The organism is Paenibacillus terreus (assembly GCF_042138595.1).
Classification (GTDB): domain Bacteria; phylum Bacillota; class Bacilli; order Paenibacillales; family Paenibacillaceae; genus Paenibacillus; species Paenibacillus terreus.
Map to the genome: position 1 here is coordinate 148,754 of NZ_JBHIRX010000008.1, position 20,664 is coordinate 169,417.

The window sequence follows — 20,664 nt, forward strand, 5'->3', positions numbered from 1 at the left end:
TAAGAAAAGATGTGTCATATTATGATCGAAATTAATTTGCAGGATATTGCGGGTATCAAAAATAATAGAGCTCGTGTCAATATAATTAAAACTGCAGCTTCCCAAAAAAAACGTCCCGAGGATGAAATGGTCATATTAATGAAGGCAGCACGTAATCGCTTTAATAAGGCTGTATCTTCTGGACGGATCGAAATTGTGGGAGAACGGGAATGGATGCTGCATTAAAAAGTAAAGGTGAATCTATGGATAATCGGTTGGAAACTCCAGAAATGCAAGAACGTATTAAATGGGCTAAAACCAAGATATCAGAGCTCGTAGAAGAGCCCTCAAAAAATGAGTTTCAAGCCATATTTGTTATGGCAATTGTAACCCCGATACTGGATGAATTGGGTGCTGACCCGGCAGTCATCGTGGGCGGGCACGCTGTTGAGCTGTATACTTCCGGGAGCTATAAAACGGCTGATGTCGACTTGGTGATGATTCGAGATGATTTGGCACGTATGTTATTCGACAGGTTGGGATTCGTCCGTGAAGGTAGATTTTATTTTGTTCCCGAGCTGGATATTCCTATTGAAATACCGTCAAGTGATTTAGCTGGATCTAAAGATAAAATCTATAAAGTAAATACCCCTGATGGCTACTGCTACGTAATTGGAATTGAAGATCTAGTCTTAGACAGGCTGCGTGCCGCAGAGTATTGGACAGATGAACGTAGTCTAGAATGGGCTCGATATCTAATGTCTGCGCAGTTTAATTCCATAGATATAGACTATATGAGAGAGACTGCGTCCCAAGAAGATCTTAAGTTGCTTGAACGCCTGAATCGGGAGTACACTTGGGTAGTGGAGCACATGGATAGTAATGATAAGTAAAAGGAGCCCTTTCGTTTCAAGGCTCCTTTTTTGGCATTAATCACAAAACTTACTTATTGATCTTCAGCACAGAAGCATCATTAATATCGTACAGCTTACCCTTGGTGGTATCAACAAGCTGAACAATTTGCTTTTGGGCTGTTCCGCTTGTTGGTGCGATGGCATCAAGAGTGACATTGTTCTTTTTCAGCTCGTCGATAATTTGCTGAATAGAATAATCTGCTTTCCCTTGAGCTGTGCCCTTGTCGTGAACCGGGGCATCCGTGATAAAAATGATTCTTTTGGCGTTCTTGCTGCCCGACAGCTTGGTAACGGCCATATGAATCGCATCCAATCCGGATTCCGCTTCATCCCCTCCGCCGGCAGCCGTCAATTTATTTAAATTGGCCTTCAGCGCATTTTTATTGTTCGTAAATTCAAAAAACTCCAGATTTTTATTCGAAATATCCACATAATTCATATCCCGGTAAGCCACGATTGCAAAATTAGAGCCGGATGGTACGGAATCGACAAAGCTTTTCACCGTGTCTTTGATGTAATCTATGGTCTCCCCCATACTGCCAGTTACATCCATGACAAAAACAATATCGGCGGAACCGTTAATGCCTTGCGATATTTTTTCAAAAATAGGCGAAGTACCGGACGATTCAGTTCCCGTATCTTCCTCTGCTTTTTCGCTTTCAGCGGTTGTAGGGATCACGGGCTCGCTCTGGAAAATGATAACCGAGCTATACGCGCTGCTCCACTCCACAATTCCGCCAAACGCCTCGCCAATGAAGCGGATTGGAACCATCGTTACTCCATTGATTAATTGGGGGGCCGCACTCAACTTAATAGCCTTGCCGTTCACGTATGCAATCTTGGAGCCAATCGTTAGTTTAAGGGTGGTTCCGCCTTTGGTTGCCGTGATCGTTTTGGTGGCGCCATCCCATTTGACCTTTGCACCAAGCGCTTCAAAAAGAGCCCGGAACGGAACGAGCACACTTCCCTTCACTTTGACAGGCGGCTGTACATAAGCTTGTCTCTGTCCTTCAATAAGCACTTGAATCAGTGAAGATTCGTTGTTGATGGGCACAAATTGCGGGATGGATGCTGCCAGGCCCCCATATTGATTGATTGTTTTCAAATAAAAGTAATACCCGCCTGAAGGCAGTCCAAGCTGATTCATAGAATAGGTTGTAGATGTGCTTGTGTTAATTCGGATTCGTTTAACGACATTCCCTTTTGCATTCTTGATGATCAGATAGGAAGTGTAGGTTGGCTGGAACGCCGCAGCTTTTATACTGACCGTAAACGTAAAATTCGACTTGATCGTAATACGGCCAGGATACTTCTCACCGGTAGGAACGTTAAATTCTACTACCTCATTATCTGAAGACCCTGTTTCAGTGGACGGAGTATTCTCCGTTGTTTCACCGGAAGACGTCTGATTATCTCCTTGATTCCCAGTAGATGCTCCAGTATTTCCGGTCTTGTCGTCAGAAGCTTCAGTATCCCCTGCATCACCTGCCGACCCTTGAGTACCCTCTGTTTTATCCACAGACTCTTGAGGACCTCCGGTTTTACCGGCAGATGCATTAGCCCCACCTGTTTGATCGGTGGATGCCTGATTATCTCCTGTTTCACCGTCAGGGGTCACAGCATTCCCCGTTTCACCGGAAGACGTCTGCGTACCGACAATTGACGTAACAGGGAAGTAGAAGTAAATTTTCGAGCCGGGTACCAGGCCATCGTATTTTTTCGATATCGTTATGATGCCGGTTTCTTGATTAAAAGTAAAACTGGATGCAGGGACTTCTGTAAAACTACCTATGTTTAAAACGACATTTTTACTCGAATTCAAAACATAGTTTGTCGCTAAATGAAAAACTCGTGTTGAACCGTCCCACTTACCAAGGAAAATTCCGATATGTTCTACATTTGAGAGAGATGTTTTCCATTCAAAGTTTGGAAAAATCAAGTATGTAAAATAAATCTCTGCTCCAAGACCCGGAGCTTCACTCAGCGTTATTGTGTTCGTGCCATAGTCAACCTTATACGTTGTGGGATCGATTTCGACTCTGTTGATATACAAACGAAGCTGGTTATCAGGCGTAATTTTATTCTTTGTCTCGAATTTAAAGACACGCGACTGTCCATCCCCATCCGGAAGGACATAGATCATATAGTCGCCTTCCATCATTTCATGTGTATCGGGGAATTTCAGATAATCTTTCATTTTTTTTGTAACTAATGTAGCTTCTTCAGCTTTTGCAATTCCTGTATAAAGCTCCAGATTGCCCACCAAGAAAATAGAAAGAATAAACAAAATCATCAGTTTCCTGTACTTCATACCATCTTCACTCCGTTTTCATTGATAAGTCTATGAACGACAGTTCATTCCTGTATGTGGAAATCACGGCCGATAACTTACTTTATCACAGAAAACGATACTTTAATACTATATTTTCTACATTCTAAGTATAAAAGACCTACTATTCGTTCCCTACATGTAAGTCTATGGAATCACGACTCTTTAATACCAAGAAAAAAGGACGGTCATAACCGCCCTCTAAATCTTGATTTTCTGTATTTGAATATTGGCAGCCGTGCCTCCCACTTCTATTCTAATTATGTCGCTTGCTTCGTTCACAGCCAGCCTTGCCCGAATTTCTGACGGGGAATTCATCGTATAACCCTGTTCAAAAATAAGCTGCCCGGCTTGCGCGGACGTAATTTTTCCGTGTTTATATAAGTAGCAGGTTAGCGCTCCATTAGAAGTCCCCGTGGCACTTTCTTCAGGAATGTCATACAAAGGAGCAAAGTTTCTGCAGCGGGCAATGGCGTCAGTCAACGTATCCAAAGTGAATAGATGATAGCCGATGACGTTATGCTTTTTGCTGATGTCTTTGACTTGCTCAAAATCAGGGTGAATTTGTTCCAAAACATCTAAGCTTCGAACAGGAACCAAAATATCCCGCAAGCCTGTAGAAACAATTTGGATGGGCAAATCAGAAAGCAGTTCATCCGGACTAATCCGCAAGGAATCGGCAATGATTTGTCGATCGATTTCTTCATAAAATTGCGGCAGAGCCTGTGCAAGAAACACGCTGCCACCCTCTTTTACAGCCACCTCCAATACTCCGGCCTTCGTTTCCAGAGTGTACGTTCCGCTGCGGATCAACTTTCGGGACATCATCAGATAAAAGGCTGCAATCGTTGCATGTCCGCACAAATCAACTTCATCGATAGGAGTAAAATAGCGGACTTTAAAATCGGCATGCTGCGACTTTTCCACAAAAGCCGTCTCCGAAAAGCCAACGATCCGTGCCACCTGCTTCATTTCTTCCGCTGACAACGAATCGGCGTTCAGGACAACCCCGGCCGGATTCCCACCCTGCTGCCCTTTCGCAAAGGCGTTTAGTGTATAGACTTGAACATTCATTTAAATTCCCCATCTCGTACTTAATAAAAATATTTTACAGGCTCTACTGCAAAATAGATATGGCCATTACAGTATTTTGCCGATCAGGTGTGATTGATGTCATCAACGTAGAATATAAAAATGGTAGGAAATCAGTTCTTAGGTGCAGTTTGAGCGTTTAGTACCTTGTTTTATTTAGGACCATCCGGGAAAATGGAAGAAAGACTGTTTTCGTACCTATTTAATTCGGGAGGTAGACATGAACAGCACAACGATCATTACCCTGCTCATCATTTTCGGGCTGACTACGGGTTTAATTACGCTGATTGTCGCCTTGAAATCAGTTCGTACCCATCTGAAAGCCCAGCAGAGCCGTAAGGAGATCTTGGCCGACGGGATCAAGGCAAAGGCGCTCATTCATTCCGTTCAACAAACCTCATCCACCATGGGGGGACGCCCAGGTATCCAGCTCGATTTAACGGTCACCCAAGAGGACGGCCAAACCTTTCGGACCACGGTGGAAACCTTTATTTCCGTCGTTGACATTCCCCATTACCAAAATGGTGCTGTCATCGATGTCAGATACAAAATGATTGGCAATGAACGAAAGGTCGAAGTGGAGAATGCTTATATTCCGTCCGCCTAAACCGGGCATCCTCATTTTATGCCCTCCTTTATTTCACCTTTAATCCAAATGATCAGACAAAATACGCCTCCGGCAGCCTGAATCAGGAGCAGGAGGCGTTGCAACAGCCGTTAATCCTTATAACGCTGCAATGCTTGATTTATTTCCACTTCGGCCGTGGCCTTATCAGCAAACCCACTTGTTTCCACAACCTTGCGGTTGGATGGAAGCAGCTTGTATACCTTGAAAAACATCTCGATTTGCTCGGCTTGGATTTTCGGTAGATCGGAAATGTCCTGTACGTTATCATAAGTCGGATCAACGTCGCTGACCGGAACTGCAATAACCTTGTCATCCTGTTCGCCATCGTCGATCATTTTCATCATGCCAATCGCACGCACCTTCACGACTGTACCGGGGACGAGCGGCTCTCTGGTCAGAACGAGCACATCCAGCGGATCGCCGTCTCCGCCGATCGTTTGTGGAATAGAGCCGTAGTTGCCCGGATATTGAACAGACATGGACTGATACCTGTCAGCAATGACATACCCGGTTTCGGCGTCAATCTCATATTTGATCAGACTTCCCTGCGGAACTTCAATGACTGCATTAATTTCTTCCGGATAATTATCCGTCTGAGGATAATCGAAAGGATGAATCCTGTTCGAGCTCCCGCTGTCCGCTGCTTGCACCGACGGTGAGGGTGAAAGTACGCTAATGAACACAGAAACCAGTAATATGAGCGTTAAATTTTTCTTCATCTGCGCCTCCGCCTTTTATGGTATTAAGTTGTGAGTTTAATGCTCATTTATATGGCGGATATAAAAGGGGTGTAAAATTTGTGTTAAGTAAAAAGCCGCCCTATTAAAGGACGGCTGTACAGTATTGTCAAAGCTTATTTTCGAGTCAATCAGTGTTATTGTTTAATTCTATGCGGTAAATAGACATTACTTTTGTGTGTCACCATATCCTTCCGGGGCAGGAATCCCCTTTTCAGCCGATCTGCTTACAGATTCCCAATCCTCCCATGTTTTGATGCGCTCTTTGTAGGTATTCCTAACGAGGTCAAAGATCATACTTCCCAAGATCAGTCTTAAGGGAGGATCGTCACTTTCCACCAACCTCATAAGAGCCTCAGCAGCTAAGGTGGGATCGCTATCTATCGAGCCTTCCGCATTTTGTTTTGCCAATTCTCCCCTAAGGGGATCGTAGGCGTCCAATGGATTGCTGTAACGCATGGCTGTATACATATCTGTCCAGTAGCCGCCAGGTTCTACCATCGTGAGCTTCACCCCAAAGTGGGCCGCTTCTTGTGCCAAAGCTTCACTCAACCCCTCCAGTGCAAACTTACTTGCACTGTATAAGCCTGACATTGGGCCTGAAATCAATCCTCCGATACTGGAAATCTGAATCAAGTGCCCTTTCCTCTGTTCGCGCAGGTAAGGCAATACCGCCTGACAGACCCAAAGAGCCCCGAAAAAATTGGTTTCCATCAGGTCTCTTGCATCGGTCTCGCTCAATTCCTCGACCATACCTAAAGTCATAACACCCGCGTTATTCACCACGATATCCAGATGTCCAAAATGTTCTACTCCCACTTTAACCGTTGCAAAGACAGCATCCCGATCCCTTATATCGAGCTTCAAAAACAATAACGAGTCTTGATACTGCTCCTGAAGCTTTTCTAAATTACCGATAGTTCTTGCGACAGCCACAACTTGATCCCCTGCTTCCAAAGCAGCACTGGTGAATGCAAAACCAAGCCCCTTACTGGCTCCCGTAATAAACCAGACACGACGTTTTCCAATATTTCTATCTGACAGCTTATCTGACTTTTGTATGGTCATTGAAATTCCTCCTATTAAGAAATAAAAAAACACAGGCCATTCTCTGCCTGTGCAAATCGTAATCGAATAGGAATATCCATATGAGTCCATATTAGCAGCAAGAATAAAGAAACTTCTCCAGAAAAACAACGGAGATAACTCTTTATACTTACACTTAAATGAACAAGACAGCATATGGACAGACTCATCCCGATTACTCTGCTAACAGGCAGAGCAAAAAGAAAGCTCAAATTAATGCAATATACATTAACGTTTGCTTATCGGGAAGAATCAATCACACATAACCCTCCGTTCATTTCAGATAGTGCCAGTATAACAATGCCAACCACAATTTTCAACTAAAGTCTTCTTCCTTCATGAGGATTCCAAGCGCTTGCTTAACTTCTTCTATGCTCATCCAGCCCTTTTCTTTGCCGGCTTGCTCGCCCTCAGTCAGCTGAGACATCAGTTTTAGCGACGCCCTTAATTTCTCATATTCATTATTTTCCGACAGCATATAACTCACAACTCCTTTCTTACTAGTATCACAATAACATACCTCGTCATATAACTGAAAAGCCCGCTAGAGCAAGTACATGCTCCGGCAGGCTCCAGAATTACGCTCAGGCGTGCTCCCGTTCTTTGATCTGTGTGTTATTTCAGCTTGGCCACGGTTACGGCCACTTGTTCAAGCTGCTTCTGACTCAACGTATGGTCAGGCGAGCTCAATGTGACAAAACGGTCGTTCAGCGCAAAGCTTAACATCGGCGTCTTATCCGGCGTGTACCATTTAGCCTGAACTCCGTTCGACAGTTTTACCGTCTTGCCATCATACAGATAGGCATAGTCCCGCGGCGATACGGTCACCGTCATGTGCTTAAAGAGCAGATTTACGCCATCCTCCGAGGCGCCAACCTTATTAAAGGCATCCCCTTTGACCATTTGTGCCGGAGCATAAGGCGTTTCGAAGGATTCGAATTTTGCATACGCCTTGGTGATCTCCTTCAACTGCGCTTGGGTAAAATTCACCCCGACCAGACCCGCATTGGCGTTGTTGTCCCCGCCTTTCCCGCCGCCAACCAGCACCTGCTGCTTGTTGGCGTCATAGCTAACCGGCACATCCAGCACATCGCCAAGCGCCCGCACCGGCAAATATGTCGAACCGTTATAGGTGATTGGCGTTAATTTGTTGCCTTGCCCGTCAACCAGAGAATAAGCTTCTCCATTAACCTGAATGCCGATCGAATGATTGAGATAAGCGGTGATTTTTTGCAATTGCGTGCCTGCGTACACTCCGGCTGCGCCTGTTAAAGTCATGCCGGCTACGGCGATGGTGATGATCGATTTTTTCATGTTGTTCATATGATTCGTTCCCCTCTGTTCAATAGTTGTGGATGCGTTTATTTAAAATCAATAACATGCGTGACGAGCAGCGACTTCGGATCATCCAGGGTGAATCCCAGCCTGCTGCCGGATGGGCTCCAGCTAAACGGATACACGGGATGAGGCATCGGATCGCCGGCGGCATAATACTGCGCAAGCGGTATTACCCGGCCCGAGCGGGTGTCGAAAATATACACCCCGTTCATACCCGTCTTATCCTCGGTATAGATATCAAACGCCAGCTTCGCGGAGTCCGGGGACCATGAGATGTAGGAAATCAGGTCACCTTTGCCGATCAGTGAGCCTTGCAGGCTCCCGGCGGCATCGTAAATCAGCAGCTCGCTGCCTTTAAAATCGCCGGACTGCGAGACTGTGGATACCGCGATATATTGGCTGTCAGGCGAAATTTCGAAGCTCCAGACATCCTGAATCAGACTGACCGGCTTCGATTGCCCCGGTTCAAACACCTTCAGCACATGGTGATCATCGGTATAATAAATCCGGCCATGGCTGGCGCCAAACTGTCCGAACATCTCGGCATCAGGGTCATCCAGCGTTACAGCGGTCACCCTCCCGTCCGCAGCCGAGATTTGGCGAATTTCTCCACGCCCGCTCATGGAGCCTGCGGCCAGAATATACGTGTCCGCGTTCAGCCAGCCGCCCCGCTCCAAATAGTTATCGCCCTTGATCTGAATCGTCTCGCCTGTATGGAGATTTTTCACGAAATTGTCTGCGATATATTTGTCCTTCCATTTCTGAATGAAGCTGTATCCGCCGTCCGGTGAAATGGTTTCTTTAATGAGCATATATCCGTTCACCTGCTGTCCTCCCTCCCCGGTATTTTCCCTGCTCTGGCCGGAGTTGATATTCATGATGGAAGACGTGTACTCATATTTTGGCTCCTCCGTCGCGGTTCCCGCTTTCACCAGCTTGGTCGTCTCGATGCTGACCTCGTCCTCCGACAGCCAGGATTGAATGCTCGCAGCCTCAATCCGATGCGTGCGGGCGACCGTGAGCTCCCGGCCAGCCTGCTGCGTTGGCTGCTTGACGACAGTCAGCTTGCGTTCACCGCCCGGAGCAGGCTCCGTGCTCTGATCCGTCTGCGTCCCGGTTCGGCTGGCATCAGGGTCGACCACTGTAAGCCGGTCCCCGGACGATTGGCAGGCCGTCACGGCCAATGACAATACCACGGCCGCAAAGAGCTTGATGCCGTACATTCCAGCATTTTGTTTCATCATATAGGCACCTCCAGCGCCGCCACAGGGGCACAGTCTCAAGCGGCCTGCTTCATTGGCTTCGTCCGCTTCAGCATCCTCTGTTGACCCTATTGTAGAAAAAGAATATCCCGAAAACATATCCGACTTGTAACGTTCCTGTAACATCCCCGCCTCCAATGCAAATAACCCCACGAAGTGGGGCCTTGCACCGAAGTCTATCCAGGTACTTGGCGGGGACCCCGGAAACTTGTAAACCTATTCAGGCCTTATTCCAAGTTTGGACTGTTACCTGCGGAAATAGTCTCCGGGTGTTCCGGCCGCTGCAGAGGCAGCGTAATGACAAATATCGAGCCCTCCGGCCCCGAAGCTGCAAGCTCGACCGTTCCGCCCTGCTTCTCCGCCAGACCCTTCACGAGCGGCAGACCGAGTCCCGTACCGCCGTGCGCTCTGGAGCGGTCGTCGCTGACGGTATAAAAAGGATCGAAGATTTTTGCCCTCGCCTCCTCCGGAATACCGATTCCGGTATCCCGGACTGTGATGTTCATCCAGCCTTGCCCATCCTGATCCCGCACCGCCTCATTGGATAGCAGCACCTTTCCGCCCGGTTTATTATACTTAATCGCATTATCCAGCAGATTCTGCACCATATGAATGAGATTTTCCGGATCAGCCCACACGGAGCCTTCCTCCAGCGTTGAGACCATCTCGACCCCATGCCTCTCCGCCTTCGCCTGCAGGCGGTCCGCCGCTTCCTGAAGCAAGGGCAGCAAACTGACGGATTTCGCATGTGTCTCAAACTCGTACACATCCATGGAGGACAGCTTCAGCGCCTTCTCCACAAGCCCGTACAGCCGCTCCGCCTCCTTGCCGATTTGCTTTCCCGCCTCCTCCAGAAGCCCCGGGTCATCCCGGTACATGTCCAGCAGGTCGGTATAGGCGAGAATGGAGGTCAGCGGCGTTTTGAGCTCGTGGCTGATATTACCGATAAACTGCTTCTGCTGCTGCTCCAGCTCCTGCAGACGGGCAACAGCCTCAAGCAGCTTGCTTTTTTCTTCCGTCAGCTGGGCGAGAGATGAGGAGATTCGCCCGCTCATCTCATAAATGCCCTGCGCCAGCTCACCAAGCTCATCGGCCCGGCGCACCGTGGGGGCAGATAGATACTTTCCTTCCCCGATGCCCTGGGCAGCCTCGTTCAGCCGCTCAATGACACGGGCCTGCCGCCATACATAAAGGAAGCCGAGCAAGAAACCCGCCGCCAGCACCAGCACGCCGGTAACCCAAAACAAGCGCTGTATCCCTTCGTAAAAAGCATGCTGCTCGGCAAGCGACACGTGAAACTGAATCGTGCCCACCAGCTTGTCATCGGCTTTGTAGAGGGGCGCCAAATACAGCAGCCTGTCCCCTTCCGTAATATAAGCCGATAGCCCTTGCGCCGTATGGGCGAGCGCATCCTTCACATCCGCCTTCGGCTGGAACGGCAGCGAGGTGCCGGCCAGTGTGCCGTCCTGTTTATACAGCGTGACAGGCAGACCGCTTTGGGCGCCAAGATCAACGGCAAGCCGCTGGCCGCTTCGCTCCATGAAATCGTCCGCGGAAAGCGCACCGCTCATCATCGCCTCCTGGCGAACCCGCGAATTGGCAGCCTCCACCTCCCCGGCCAGCGTTTGCTCCAGCCGGGCACGCTGGTCGTTCCGGATGCCGGCAAGCACAAGGAAGCTGAGCACCGCAATCACGGCAGCCAGCAGAAGGGCCAGCAGAAGGGCGGCCTTCCACTTGAGCCCCAGCCGCCAGGCTCGCCGCCTCATGGCAGCGACTCCGTGCTTTTATAACCGATGCCGTACACGGTTTGGATCACGTCATGCCATTTGCCCAGCTTCTTGCGCAGCCGCTGGACATGGATGTCCACCGTTCGTGTCCCGCCCGCGAAATCCATATCCCACACCTGCTCCAGCAGCGACTCCCGGGAGAAGACCCGTTCCGGATTCCGCGCGAGCAGCGCCAGCAAATCAAATTCCTTGGGCGTCAGCTCGATCACCGCTCCCTCCGCGTGAACCGTGCGGTTCGGCAGGCTGATCGACAACCCGGCAAGCTGAACCAGCTCCTGCACCTCCACGGACGTTTGCGGTCTGCGGCGGGATAGCGCTTTAACCCTGGCGATGATTTCCCGCATATCAAACGGCTTGGTCATGTAATCGTCCGCCCCCAGCTCCAGGCCGAGCACCTTGTCAACGATATCGTTTTTCACCGTCAGCAGCAATATCGCCGGTCTCTGCGGCCGCCCTTCCAGCCTGCGGCACACGTCGTACCCGCTCATGCGCGGCATCATCACATCAAGCACCATAACCTCCGGCTTGAACGTGTCGACACGGTCCAGTGCTTCCTGACCGTCCGCCGCCGTCTCTACAATATATCCCTCTCTCCGCAGCGCGTAGGCCACCGCCCCGGAAATGCTCGCTTCATCATCAACTACAAGTACCTTTGTCATGCAAAGACTCCTTTGCTCGTTACTTGAGGCGTTTAGTGATTACTATTTTATCTTCCCAATAATGAAAAGCAACAAAAAAGGACAAATCCAGCTCAAAGGATGGACTTGTCCCGTTTATTTCTCAGGAAATGCTGTCATTTCAATAAGTTAATAAGCACAAATACAAACGCTATACATGCCGGGAGTCCCTGCGTAATCAGGATCGATCTTTTCGCAGTCACACTGCCGTAAATGGCAGCAACGAGAACACAGATCAGAAAGAACATTTGAATTTGGATGCCGACCGAACCGTCCGGATGCAGGAGTCCCCATATCAGCCCAGCCGCCAAAAATCCGTTGTACAGCCCCTGATTCGCAGCGAGCGCCTTCGTCTCTTCCGCAAACTGCCGGGTTGTTCCAAACGTCCTCATTCCTCTCGGCTTGGTCCACAAGAACATCTCCAGGATCAATATGTAAATATGCTCTATTGCAACAATCGCAACTAATATGGAGCTAATCAAGGCCAATGGGCTTCCACTTCCTCTACATAAAGGTATGTGCTGCTTAATCGTAATAACTATAATAACCACTTCATGAGAAATTACCAAGGCTTTTATTATACGCCCAAAACAAAATGTGACCGATTCCCGTCCGTAACTGTGTTATTGGTAAAGGAGGACAGAACAACCATGCAGCGATCCATGACCCGGCCGGGGAATCATGTGATGAAGAGCTACGAAGCATACGCCAGCATGCTGTTCCGGATTGCCATGATTCATCTGGGCAGCCGCGAGGATGCGGAAGAAGCCACTCAAGAAACCTTCATCAAATTAATGGAAAAAGCACCTGAGTTCAAGGATGCCGAGCATCAGAAAGCCTGGTTGATCCGGGTGATCACCAACCATTGCAAAACCATGCTGGGCAGAGGCTGGCGCAAGCGGGAGATCAAGCTGGAAGGGGCTGAGCCGGTTACGGCCGAGACTTCTGAGGATTGGGAGCTGCTCCAGCTTGTGATGGCACTGCCTGTAAAGTATAAGACGGTCATTCATCTGTATTATTACGAGGACTACCGAATCCAGGAGATCAGCAGGATCTTGCGGATCAGCGAGTCTGCGGTGAAGATGAGACTCCAACGGGGACGGCAGCTGTTAAAACTGAATCTGGAAGGAGCGGAACCGCAATGAATGAAGAACAGTTCCGGATAAAATATAAGAAAGCGGTGGATACGATGACAACAAATGAAGCGATGAAAAAAAGAATGGAAAACAAGCTGCAGGAGCTGCAGCAAGAACGGAAGCGCCCGCGCAGGACCGTATATATCGCCGCCAGTATCGTACTCGCTGCCGGTATCGGTGTGGCTGCATCCAGCTTCTTGAAGCAAGGGGACGGACCGGGAGTGCCCAGTCATGAGGCAGCCCAGCTAAATCCGAACACACCTGCCTCAAACTCATCCGACAGTGTCGTCATTCCCAAGCTGGAGCTGCCGGATCAGAACTCCGGTGTCAAGGCGAGTATGGTTCCTCTGGTCGTCTATCAGGGCAATGTCTATACTCAGGCGGCAACCCGCATCGACGCCGCCGATGCGGCCGCGCTGCGCGGCGACAAGCTCGGGCGGACAACAGGCGGCATTAACGAACTGAGCGGAAAAGACAAGTACACCGAGCTGGCCTCCAACATCGGCGAAACGGACATTTATGCCGTAAAAGGATACGATTCGGACTTCCGAATTATGTCCTACACCGAGATCGACGGCCAAGTCTATGCCGAGCTGTTCGAGCATACCAACGGCATTACCGTGAGCAGCGGGGCCGACCTTCTTGGCAAGCTGAACCTGCAGGACCGGATCGCCTCAGCCGAGTGGCAAAGCTTCGAGAGCTGGAACAACGGCCTGCAGCAATATGAGCCTCTGGCCAACGACGAGTCGCTCGCCAGCTTCCTGACCGCCCTTCAGGATGCCAAACCGCTGGCAGCCGAGCCGTTAATCAATCAGGGCATCTACGATGACGAGAACCGCAAGGTCCTCTACTTGAAGCTTGAGGATAATACCCAGGTAGAGCTGACGCTGTTCGGCAAAGGGCTTGTGCGCTATGGCAATGCCCCGGTATTTTTCGAGGTCGAGTCCGACGCGTTTCAGGCGCTTTGGAAGGGTATGAGCTTGTAACAAAAGCTACAAAGCAGCGGCTTGTCTCAAGGAGAGCAATCCGCTGTCTTTTTTTGAATCCGATGGAGATCCCTCCAATTGAAAACAAAAACAGCCTTTCGGCTGTCGAGGATCTACTACTTTCAATGTACAACAGTTCTTAGTTGATGGCTTGCAGCGCCTTGATTTCTTCTACAGACATCCCTGTTGCCTCTGCGATGGTTTTCAGGTCTATGCCCATGTTTAAAAGCCTGGCAGCAATTTCTGCAGTTGTTTCTGCAGTTGCTTCTGCTTTTGCACCTTCTATACGTGACTTTTCATCACTAAGCGCCTTCATCCGGGCATCATAGGCCATGCGTGCTGCCGCATCCTGGCTCAAAAACTCCAGCGTGTCCATCGCCTTTTTCAGCATCGGCTCCTTCATCGTCAGCACCTCCCAACTGGATTTGTCCACACCCTTCAAAAATAGCAACCAGTTCGCTAGCATTTCCTTGTCGTTTGATGAATAGCCGGGTGGATTGAAGCTAAACGTAAAAGGGATTTTTTAAATGTCCTCATTTTTTAATAATTCAATAAAATCTGTAAGAATGCATTGAATCGCATCTTCACGTGACATCCGAATGTACTTGCTAACGTGGAGAATATCTTTCTCAAATATTGAGAGTATGTTGAACATGGCTTCCTTGTTTCCTTCCTGGGCTAGATGGAGGAGCTCGTTAAACTCGGTGTCTGAGATAAATGTTTGAGCATTTTCTTTTTCCATTTACTCACCGCCTGTTGTGTCATGTTCAATTCTCTGGCAACCTGAGCTTCGGTTTTATCATTTATGTAGAGTTCGTAGATGATCTTCTTGCCTGTCGTTGATGGCAACGAATTAATTAAGTCTTCAATGAACAGTTCGTTGTCTACCCCGTCTGTAAATGAGGTTGTATAAAATTCTCTCTCTTCTTTTACAATTTCCCGATTTGAAATCACTCTTGCCCTGTACTGAATCCTCCAGCCAATGCGATACAATTCTTTTCGATATTGCTCTACCAAGGGTAATTCCTCCATCATATCCCTCCTCATTATATAAGGAAATGGCGGAATAGATTTTACAACCTTACCCAAAAATAATTCGAACATTTGTTCTTATATTATATCATATTTTTTATTTTTCGGTTGTTTTATGAACTGATTATTTTCCATTACTTATATAAACCATGAAGAGAGGAGGGACAGGAATGGAATTTGAAGAGGTGCTTTCATTGGTGGCAAATGTAGGGTTTCCGGTCGCATTATGTCTCATTCTACTTCGCTACATTCTGGATACTATTGGCGAGAAGCTGGACAAGCTGGATGAATCACTTAATCATCTGACTAAGGTAATAAGCGGGATCGAATCGGTTAGCAGGACGGACGAGAACAGATGATTTAAAAGCCCGTTGCCAATCGGTAACGGGTCGTTTCGTTTTACAATTCAATTAGGCTATCCGGTAAGCTCTTAATTCACTAATCAATTGTTCCCAGCTATTTATGCAATTTTCGTTGACTGAAGTGATTATGCTCGGCATGTTCTTGTTGGCGCTGCTCACTTTCTTGAATAGACGAAAATAACCCGCCCAGGTTGACCGCCTGCGGGTTATTTTCTCGCTTGGGCTGGAGGTTTCCCACCCAAAATGTTGTGCAAGGAGTCGGATGGCGGTCCGGCTCCTTCCTTCTATTGTAATCATACCATCGCTGTTTCATTCACGCAATTTGAACATGATATTTAAACCGATATCGATTCGATCTATCAATCTTATCAAACAATTGCTGCCGGTAAGCAACGCGCAAGCACAGTTCGTCAGCCCAATATTTGCCCACCTGATCGAGAACAAGGCGACCGAAAAATATCCGTTCTCGTTCATGGCGATCTATGCCGCTGATAGAGAGACATCGGGCAAATCAGACCCTTTCCCTGACTATAAACATTGCTTTTACCAATTTAACCAAGCAGGCTTGCGGCAAAGGCTCCTAGCGTCTCTCTACATACAGAGGCAGATTGCAGCTCAATGCAGATCTGCGGCTCAGTATTCCTGTCCTTTTCCTGGTTGCGAATAACCCAGACACCTTCATCGGAAGGAAGAAGAAACAAAATATTCTCTATCATCGTCTGATCCCCATGGGCTATTCTTATCGTGCTCAGATTATCCATGCTGCCGACATTTGCTTGAAAAGCCTGCTGCCATTTTGCTATCAGATTTTGCTCGTCTGGTGAAAGATCGGTACAGAGAGTGGGTACAGCCACAGAGACATGACCCGGCTCCGTCAATTGGTTCCATAATCCTTCAGTAATCACGGCCTTGGCTCCAGTTGAAGCTGCAGGCGCAGCCCCTGACTTCTCAACTCCATAAAAACGAACAAGCTCCTCTTCCCAATCCTCCGGTTCAGTCCAGGTGAAGAAGTGAACCGTATTGCCATCAGACAAGTGATACAAGTATCGCTGCTGCTGGACGTGAATGGACAAAACTTTAGCTGAATCCCGCTCCGTCACCCCTCTCAGCATGTAACTGCTGCTTAACAAATGCCGGATAATTTCCGCAATCGCGGGAATAAATGTGACTTCTCCGTCCGCCTCGCGAATGGACTCAATAAAACCTTTGGCTATCAAGCTGTGAGTGGCCGCCTGGAAAAGCAGCTGCCAGCTTTCCTCAGGCAAATCCCCATAAAAAGCCTTCATCAGTCCAGCAGCCATTTCCTCCCCTTGATGAACGGCCAGGGCGTACCCCAGCTCTTCCAATGAAAATATATAAGTTTGCTCGCTCATGTCAGCCAATCCTCCAACGTAGATCTATTTCGATTCTTTCCCGCCACGGCTGATCAGTCCGCGCAAAAGCTTCATGACTGACTGGATTTCGGTATCCGTCAGCAAATAATAGGTATTCACTGTCCAGGTCTCCCGGTTCTTCAAGTGAAAAATAAGCTCAGGAAACTGAGGAAGCAGCCACTTTCGAATGGAAGCACCATTGTAGCTTATTTTCGAAATCTCCGACCACTCCACTGTGCGCGTGCCATCTGAGATGGAATTTTGATCATAGGCAAGCAGCTGTGTATTCGATTGAAGTGCCCTTGGCAAGCAGACAACCAAATATCCTCCAAAAAACGGAATCCCTATAATAGCGGCTGTAATGCAAAAAAATTTACGAAGCCAGGTCGTATCCATGAAAAAAGCTGCATACAGCAGAAAAAGACAAGCCAGAACAAACAATAAGCTGCCAAGGGCTTTGCCCCAGGCCACGGACTTTCGATAAGATATCGTGTTCATCTTTAAGCGCCTTCCCAAATTTATTTAAACAGCCCGCTGATCCAGCGAACTCCCTTCTCAACCACCTTGGCTGCGCCGTCACCTACAAAAGCCCCTACCGTTCCGCCTACATAGGAGCCCACAGCAGCACCAACCGGGCCACCGATCATCGCACCTAACGCTCCTCCGGCAACAGCCCCGCCATAGGTCACCGCTGTTTTCACAACAACGTTGGATGCCGCAACAGCCACTTCTTCCCCGTTCAGCTTGCCTTCACGATATTTGCTGACAAGCGAGGAACCTTCACCGATCACATTAAAAGTAGCATTAAGCGGAAAAATCTTTTTGGCGATCATACCGGGAATTTTGCTCGTAGTGATCCCGTACCTGCCCTTTTCCACACCGGCAATCACCTGTCTTGTCCATTGCGGAAAGTTCTTGGCTTGGCTGAGTCCCAGACCGTAATTGAGACCGAACTTGCTGGCTACCGCATCAAAACCTTTCAGCCCTTTCATGATGATGCCCGGCTTAGCCATCTGGCGATTGATGCCTTTTGCCAGGTTCTTCAAGAACTCATTGTTGCCCTTTCCTTTAACCCATGGCGCATTATGAATTTTGGTGCGAGTCGGGTCTCTGGGATCCACTCTGAATCGGACCGATTTGGACAACACCAAAGAAGCGCCTACAGAGCTGTAGAGGAGCGTGCCCCATTTCTCCAAATTATCTCTTACGCCCAGCGAGTCATTTAACCAATTTTGCGCTTGATCCCATGCATTGCCCGAGCTCCCGGAAGACAGGCTGCTTGCGGAGGAAGCAAGCTTAACGGAATTCATATCGGTTTCGTTGCCGGCATCCGCTTCCGTGAAGCGCTGGGCAATCGTATATAGCTGGGTGCTTACTGAGCCCATTGCAGCTGTAAAGTGGTCCATTTGCTGACGGGCCTGCTGAAAATCCTGATAGAACCTTTGCTGTGTTGTACCCGCCCACCCGCTTTCAAGAAATTGAATCTGCTGGGTAAGATGGCCGCAAATTTGCGCCCCTGTCTCCCTGGCCTGCGCGAACTGCCGGGAGATCTCCACCAGTCTTTCCGGGGGAACCAATATTTTGCCCATGGTAATCACCTCAACGATTAGACAGATTAACTGTAATTCATTGTAGTAAAGCTCTCCAATATTAGCAAAAGCATCAAGTAATAAAACACGAAAAAAATCTTAGTTCCCTGGGACTATTCATAGTGGTCGGTAATAGCAAAAGGACAAGTTCAGCAAGTGCATTGAAATAATTTTCGAAAGTGGTTGTAAAACTAGGGGCTCAAATCTCTTTATATAGTGAGACGCCGGTGATCTTAAAAAATATCTTGGAGGTAATAACTATGGCAATTGGTGAAAAATTAACTTCGAGATCTCAACTTTCCGGACGTGATAGCGTCGATCTGTTGGCAAGAACACTTTACGGAGAAACCGAAAATGATTCTGAATCCCGTGTAGGTGTAGCTTATGTCGTCATGAACCGCAAAAACGATAAAAAATACTATGAGTTTAGAGATCTTAATACCATTGAAGCAGTTGTTCTTGCTAAAGATGCATTCTCTTGTTTTTGGGATGATAATTTGGCTAAATGATTGGCGATAAATTGTTCTACAACACAATCACTAAATTTAACGAACTGAGTGAACCCAAAAACGGAAAACTCTACTATAAGTTCCCTGGGGGACGAACGGTTGAAATCAGCTCTAAAATCCCAGTTGGAAAGCACATGTTTTTTAATTACGTCCAGTAATTTATCGATATGCCAAAAAAGCTGGCCAAATAAATGGTCAGCCTTTTTTGTGTTTCTCAAAAGGTTCAACTTCAATTTGATCAACAATGAATTCATTCTTGGCGTTATCAAATTTATATGTGATGTTAATATCACATACGTAAGCTGGAGATATTCCAACACTGGCACCGAGTCTGACTTTTACTTTTTGATTCTCCAGTTCATAAATGACTACACCACCGAAAGCAAGCTCCTCTTGATTAAAATTCGGCGCCGGATCATGATCATAATTGAAATTATATTCCTTTCCTTGCGCCTTAACTTTTATGGCTAAAGTATCATCACCATTTTTAGCAACATGTGTTTCAATTTGACTGTTAACAATCTCTTCGTAATTTTGCACCTTAATTTCAGATAAATCCTCAGCATTAAGGATATGAATATCATAAGTATTGAAGCCTGTCCCACGGCCAGTATTGATTATGATAATTGCTTCTGGCTTACCATCACTTGTAAGATCAGTATGGAACACCTTCGGTTTAGTTCCCGTATCTATTATCTTCCAGTCAAATTCTTTTTGCTGGCCATGAATATCCAAGGTTACCCTCTCAATTACACCTTCCGTTTCTTTCAAAGCATAGAGCTTTACTTCTTCATTTTCCGAAGCAGCAATCAGTTTTGCATCGCTCTCATGTGTAGCTTCCGTTGTTACCGGATTGCTGGGAGTCTCTCCTGCCTCAATCGTAACAGCTCCCGACTTATCTGAGACACATCCCGAAAGCAAAACAGCACTCAACAGCATCAATACGCCAATTTCTTTTTTCAACTCATGTGCCCCTTTCATGTTAACTCGCAGAAATTATATCAGAACCAAAGACGTGACGAATTACATAATTTTAACATTAATTAAAATAAAGTTAAATTTATGTAAACAAATCAAAATACATGACCAATTGCGACTTGAAACGAGTCGAAGTGGCAACAGGAGGATGGTCTTTGGCGATAATCAAATTTGCCATTAGAACCTTTGATGAACCTCCATTTTAATCTATATCCGTTATAAACCACTCGTTCTCTTTTTTATTGAACGTATAAGCAGCTATGCTTGGTTCGGTGGAGTTCTCGTATTGCACTATAGTACGGACACTGCCAACCTTTTCGGACATAAAATTAATTTTATCGATTTGGATACCAGTAATTTTCGAAGAAGGTAGGGATGTAATCGTAACTGAGTCAAACAATTTCAAGTACTCTTGTTCATTACCTTCATTCCTGTACTTGGTAGATAAATGAATGAGTTTAACAAGCTTCAACTCATCGCCTTCATATTTAGACTCATCAATATAAATTTGCTGCTCTTCATTGACTTGCTCATTGGAATTCTCAGTTGGATCAGCTTCTCCGTTCGCCGGCTGGACGGAATCAATTCTCTTCGTTTCACTCTCACCGCATCCAGCCAAGAGAACTACGGAAACAATGAGACTGCTGGCCAATAAAGCGCCCCCTCTTATGAACATTCCCAGCTCCCCCTAATCAATTGTTCCCAGCTTCCATTTCCCTTGTTTGTTCTGCCGGAAATAGTTGATATTATGAACCTCACCCATCTGCCCATTATGTAGCCGTCACCCTTGGACGATCATGGATATTCTCCCGGATCCCTTGTCTTTCTTGAAATAATCAATTTTTTCAAACCTGTAGTCTGGTCCGATCC

Annotated in this window: 24 protein-coding genes; 7 read left to right on the forward strand and 17 right to left on the reverse strand. The window is 47.4% G+C overall.

The annotated features are described in order from the left end of the window. The first annotated feature begins 21 nt into the window (after positions 1-21). Together ACE5KN_RS16030 and ACE5KN_RS16035 are read left to right on the forward strand one after the other, a co-directional pair. Entirely contained in the window at positions 22-225 is a 204-nt protein-coding gene (locus ACE5KN_RS16030; protein ID WP_375524717.1) for a hypothetical protein, read from the forward strand. After that, positions 210-872: a hypothetical protein gene (locus ACE5KN_RS16035; protein ID WP_375524718.1), complete on the forward strand. Its 663-nt coding sequence runs from the start codon at positions 210-212 to the stop codon at positions 870-872. The genes ACE5KN_RS16030 and ACE5KN_RS16035 overlap by 16 nt, the downstream gene beginning before the upstream one ends. A gap of 49 nt (positions 873-921) precedes the next feature. Here ACE5KN_RS16035 and ACE5KN_RS16040 read toward each other — a convergent pair whose 3' ends face one another. Together ACE5KN_RS16040 and ACE5KN_RS16045 are read right to left on the reverse strand one after the other, a co-directional pair. Further along, positions 922-3,204, reverse strand: coding sequence for a stalk domain-containing protein (locus ACE5KN_RS16040; RefSeq protein WP_375524719.1), 2,283 nt, complete (start codon positions 3,202-3,204; stop codon positions 922-924). Positions 3,205-3,423: 219 nt separating this feature from the next. Continuing rightward, a complete protein-coding gene (locus ACE5KN_RS16045; RefSeq protein ID WP_375524720.1) occupies positions 3,424-4,296 on the reverse strand; it encodes a PhzF family protein in 873 nt (290 codons plus the stop codon). Between the two features lie 238 nt (positions 4,297-4,534). Here ACE5KN_RS16045 and ACE5KN_RS16050 point away from each other — a divergent pair, with 238 nt between their 5' ends. Continuing rightward, on the forward strand, positions 4,535-4,921 hold the full coding sequence (locus ACE5KN_RS16050; RefSeq protein WP_375524721.1) for a hypothetical protein: 387 nt from the start codon (positions 4,535-4,537) through the stop codon (positions 4,919-4,921). Positions 4,922-5,031: 110 nt separating this feature from the next. On the opposite strand, the gene ACE5KN_RS16055 is transcribed toward ACE5KN_RS16050, so the two are convergent. The 8 genes from ACE5KN_RS16055 to ACE5KN_RS16090 all read right to left on the reverse strand — a co-directional run bounded on the left by ACE5KN_RS16055 (position 5,032) and on the right by ACE5KN_RS16090 (position 12,317). Then, entirely contained in the window at positions 5,032-5,661 is a 630-nt protein-coding gene (locus ACE5KN_RS16055; protein WP_375524722.1) for an inorganic diphosphatase, read from the reverse strand. Positions 5,662-5,847: 186 nt separating this feature from the next. Beyond that, entirely contained in the window at positions 5,848-6,747 is a 900-nt protein-coding gene (locus ACE5KN_RS16060) for an SDR family oxidoreductase (RefSeq protein ID WP_375524723.1), read from the reverse strand. Positions 6,748-7,081: 334 nt separating this feature from the next. Then, positions 7,082-7,243: a hypothetical protein gene (locus ACE5KN_RS16065; protein ID WP_375524724.1), complete on the reverse strand. Its 162-nt coding sequence runs from the start codon at positions 7,241-7,243 to the stop codon at positions 7,082-7,084. A gap of 137 nt (positions 7,244-7,380) precedes the next feature. Continuing rightward, the gene (locus tag ACE5KN_RS16070; RefSeq protein ID WP_375524725.1) at positions 7,381-8,088 is read right to left on the reverse strand and encodes a stalk domain-containing protein; all 708 of its coding nucleotides are present in this window, start codon (positions 8,086-8,088) and stop codon (positions 7,381-7,383) included. A 38-nt stretch (positions 8,089-8,126) separates the two neighbouring features. Beyond that, positions 8,127-9,347 carry a WD40 repeat domain-containing protein gene (locus tag ACE5KN_RS16075; RefSeq protein WP_375524726.1) on the reverse strand — a complete coding sequence of 407 codons (1,221 nt, stop codon included), beginning with the start codon at positions 9,345-9,347 and terminating at the stop codon, positions 8,127-8,129. A gap of 245 nt (positions 9,348-9,592) precedes the next feature. Then, positions 9,593-11,131 carry a sensor histidine kinase gene (locus ACE5KN_RS16080; protein ID WP_375524727.1) on the reverse strand — a complete coding sequence of 513 codons (1,539 nt, stop codon included), beginning with the start codon at positions 11,129-11,131 and terminating at the stop codon, positions 9,593-9,595. Further along, entirely contained in the window at positions 11,128-11,811 is a 684-nt protein-coding gene (locus ACE5KN_RS16085) for a response regulator transcription factor (protein WP_375524728.1), read from the reverse strand. The genes ACE5KN_RS16080 and ACE5KN_RS16085 overlap by 4 nt, the downstream gene beginning before the upstream one ends. Positions 11,812-11,945: 134 nt before the next feature. Then, positions 11,946-12,317 carry a DUF1304 domain-containing protein gene (locus ACE5KN_RS16090; protein WP_375524729.1) on the reverse strand — a complete coding sequence of 124 codons (372 nt, stop codon included), beginning with the start codon at positions 12,315-12,317 and terminating at the stop codon, positions 11,946-11,948. Between the two features lie 162 nt (positions 12,318-12,479). On the opposite strand from ACE5KN_RS16090, the gene ACE5KN_RS16095 reads away from it, so the two are divergent. Together ACE5KN_RS16095 and ACE5KN_RS16100 are read left to right on the forward strand one after the other, a co-directional pair. Beyond that, a complete protein-coding gene (locus tag ACE5KN_RS16095; protein ID WP_375524730.1) occupies positions 12,480-12,974 on the forward strand; it encodes an RNA polymerase sigma factor in 495 nt (164 codons plus the stop codon). Continuing rightward, entirely contained in the window at positions 12,971-13,951 is a 981-nt protein-coding gene (locus tag ACE5KN_RS16100; RefSeq protein WP_375524731.1) for a hypothetical protein, read from the forward strand. Before ACE5KN_RS16095 ends, ACE5KN_RS16100 begins: the two co-directional genes overlap by 4 nt. A gap of 139 nt (positions 13,952-14,090) precedes the next feature. Here the strand turns inward: ACE5KN_RS16100 and ACE5KN_RS16105 are convergent, their stop codons facing one another. Both ACE5KN_RS16105 and ACE5KN_RS16115 read right to left on the reverse strand, forming a co-directional pair. Further along, entirely contained in the window at positions 14,091-14,417 is a 327-nt protein-coding gene (locus tag ACE5KN_RS16105; protein WP_375524732.1) for an Rpn family recombination-promoting nuclease/putative transposase, read from the reverse strand. Between the two features lie 212 nt (positions 14,418-14,629). Further along, the gene (locus tag ACE5KN_RS16115) at positions 14,630-14,986 is read right to left on the reverse strand and encodes a sigma-70 family RNA polymerase sigma factor (protein WP_375524734.1); all 357 of its coding nucleotides are present in this window, start codon (positions 14,984-14,986) and stop codon (positions 14,630-14,632) included. 167 nt (positions 14,987-15,153) lie between these two features. Here ACE5KN_RS16115 and ACE5KN_RS16120 point away from each other — a divergent pair, with 167 nt between their 5' ends. After that, positions 15,154-15,342, forward strand: a complete 189-nt coding sequence (locus ACE5KN_RS16120) for a hypothetical protein (RefSeq protein ID WP_375524735.1) — start codon at positions 15,154-15,156, stop codon at positions 15,340-15,342. Positions 15,343-15,896: 554 nt separating this feature from the next. Here ACE5KN_RS16120 and ACE5KN_RS16125 read toward each other — a convergent pair. From ACE5KN_RS16125 to ACE5KN_RS16135, 3 genes are read right to left on the reverse strand one after another with little or no spacing between them, the layout of a single operon-like run. Next, entirely contained in the window at positions 15,897-16,718 is an 822-nt protein-coding gene (locus ACE5KN_RS16125) for a YfjC family protein (protein WP_375524736.1), read from the reverse strand. Positions 16,719-16,742: 24 nt separating this feature from the next. Further along, a complete protein-coding gene (locus tag ACE5KN_RS16130; protein WP_375524737.1) occupies positions 16,743-17,216 on the reverse strand; it encodes a DUF5381 family protein in 474 nt (157 codons plus the stop codon). 20 nt (positions 17,217-17,236) lie between these two features. Next, complete coding sequence (locus tag ACE5KN_RS16135) at positions 17,237-18,307, reverse strand: WXG100 family type VII secretion target (protein ID WP_375524738.1); 1,071 nt, start codon at positions 18,305-18,307, stop codon at positions 17,237-17,239. 260 nt (positions 18,308-18,567) lie between these two features. Between ACE5KN_RS16135 and ACE5KN_RS16140 the strand changes: the two genes are divergently transcribed. Beyond that, complete coding sequence (locus tag ACE5KN_RS16140; RefSeq protein WP_375524739.1) at positions 18,568-18,816, forward strand: hypothetical protein; 249 nt, start codon at positions 18,568-18,570, stop codon at positions 18,814-18,816. Positions 18,817-19,011: 195 nt separating this feature from the next. Here the strand turns inward: ACE5KN_RS16140 and ACE5KN_RS16145 are convergent, their stop codons facing one another. Continuing rightward, positions 19,012-19,779, reverse strand: coding sequence for a hypothetical protein (locus ACE5KN_RS16145; RefSeq protein WP_375524740.1), 768 nt, complete (start codon positions 19,777-19,779; stop codon positions 19,012-19,014). 217 nt (positions 19,780-19,996) lie between these two features. Beyond that, the gene (locus tag ACE5KN_RS16150; protein ID WP_375524741.1) at positions 19,997-20,446 is read right to left on the reverse strand and encodes a hypothetical protein; all 450 of its coding nucleotides are present in this window, start codon (positions 20,444-20,446) and stop codon (positions 19,997-19,999) included. Positions 20,447-20,664 lie beyond the last annotated feature (218 nt).

Coding starts and splice junctions, on each gene's coding strand:
- ACE5KN_RS16085 (WP_375524728.1), bottom strand. CDS start 11,811: ATGACAAAGGTACTTGTAGTTGATGATGAAGCGAGCATTTCCGGGGCG.
- ACE5KN_RS16040 (WP_375524719.1), bottom strand. CDS start 3,204: ATGAAGTACAGGAAACTGATGATTTTGTTTATTCTTTCTATTTTCTTG.
- ACE5KN_RS16045 (WP_375524720.1), bottom strand. CDS start 4,296: ATGAATGTTCAAGTCTATACACTAAACGCCTTTGCGAAAGGGCAGCAG.
- ACE5KN_RS16050 (WP_375524721.1), top strand. CDS start 4,535: ATGAACAGCACAACGATCATTACCCTGCTCATCATTTTCGGGCTGACT.
- ACE5KN_RS16035 (WP_375524718.1), top strand. CDS start 210: ATGGATGCTGCATTAAAAAGTAAAGGTGAATCTATGGATAATCGGTTG.
- ACE5KN_RS16130 (WP_375524737.1), bottom strand. CDS start 17,216: ATGAACACGATATCTTATCGAAAGTCCGTGGCCTGGGGCAAAGCCCTT.
- ACE5KN_RS16140 (WP_375524739.1), top strand. CDS start 18,568: ATGGCAATTGGTGAAAAATTAACTTCGAGATCTCAACTTTCCGGACGT.
- ACE5KN_RS16100 (WP_375524731.1), top strand. CDS start 12,971: ATGAATGAAGAACAGTTCCGGATAAAATATAAGAAAGCGGTGGATACG.
- ACE5KN_RS16075 (WP_375524726.1), bottom strand. CDS start 9,347: ATGATGAAACAAAATGCTGGAATGTACGGCATCAAGCTCTTTGCGGCC.
- ACE5KN_RS16030 (WP_375524717.1), top strand. CDS start 22: ATGATCGAAATTAATTTGCAGGATATTGCGGGTATCAAAAATAATAGA.
- ACE5KN_RS16080 (WP_375524727.1), bottom strand. CDS start 11,131: ATGAGGCGGCGAGCCTGGCGGCTGGGGCTCAAGTGGAAGGCCGCCCTT.
- ACE5KN_RS16135 (WP_375524738.1), bottom strand. CDS start 18,307: ATGGGCAAAATATTGGTTCCCCCGGAAAGACTGGTGGAGATCTCCCGG.
- ACE5KN_RS16070 (WP_375524725.1), bottom strand. CDS start 8,088: ATGAACAACATGAAAAAATCGATCATCACCATCGCCGTAGCCGGCATG.
- ACE5KN_RS16065 (WP_375524724.1), bottom strand. CDS start 7,243: ATGCTGTCGGAAAATAATGAATATGAGAAATTAAGGGCGTCGCTAAAA.
- ACE5KN_RS16105 (WP_375524732.1), bottom strand. CDS start 14,417: ATGCTAGCGAACTGGTTGCTATTTTTGAAGGGTGTGGACAAATCCAGT.
- ACE5KN_RS16060 (WP_375524723.1), bottom strand. CDS start 6,747: ATGACCATACAAAAGTCAGATAAGCTGTCAGATAGAAATATTGGAAAA.
- ACE5KN_RS16095 (WP_375524730.1), top strand. CDS start 12,480: ATGCAGCGATCCATGACCCGGCCGGGGAATCATGTGATGAAGAGCTAC.
- ACE5KN_RS16055 (WP_375524722.1), bottom strand. CDS start 5,661: ATGAAGAAAAATTTAACGCTCATATTACTGGTTTCTGTGTTCATTAGC.
- ACE5KN_RS16120 (WP_375524735.1), top strand. CDS start 15,154: ATGGAATTTGAAGAGGTGCTTTCATTGGTGGCAAATGTAGGGTTTCCG.
- ACE5KN_RS16125 (WP_375524736.1), bottom strand. CDS start 16,718: ATGAGCGAGCAAACTTATATATTTTCATTGGAAGAGCTGGGGTACGCC.
- ACE5KN_RS16115 (WP_375524734.1), bottom strand. CDS start 14,986: ATGATGGAGGAATTACCCTTGGTAGAGCAATATCGAAAAGAATTGTAT.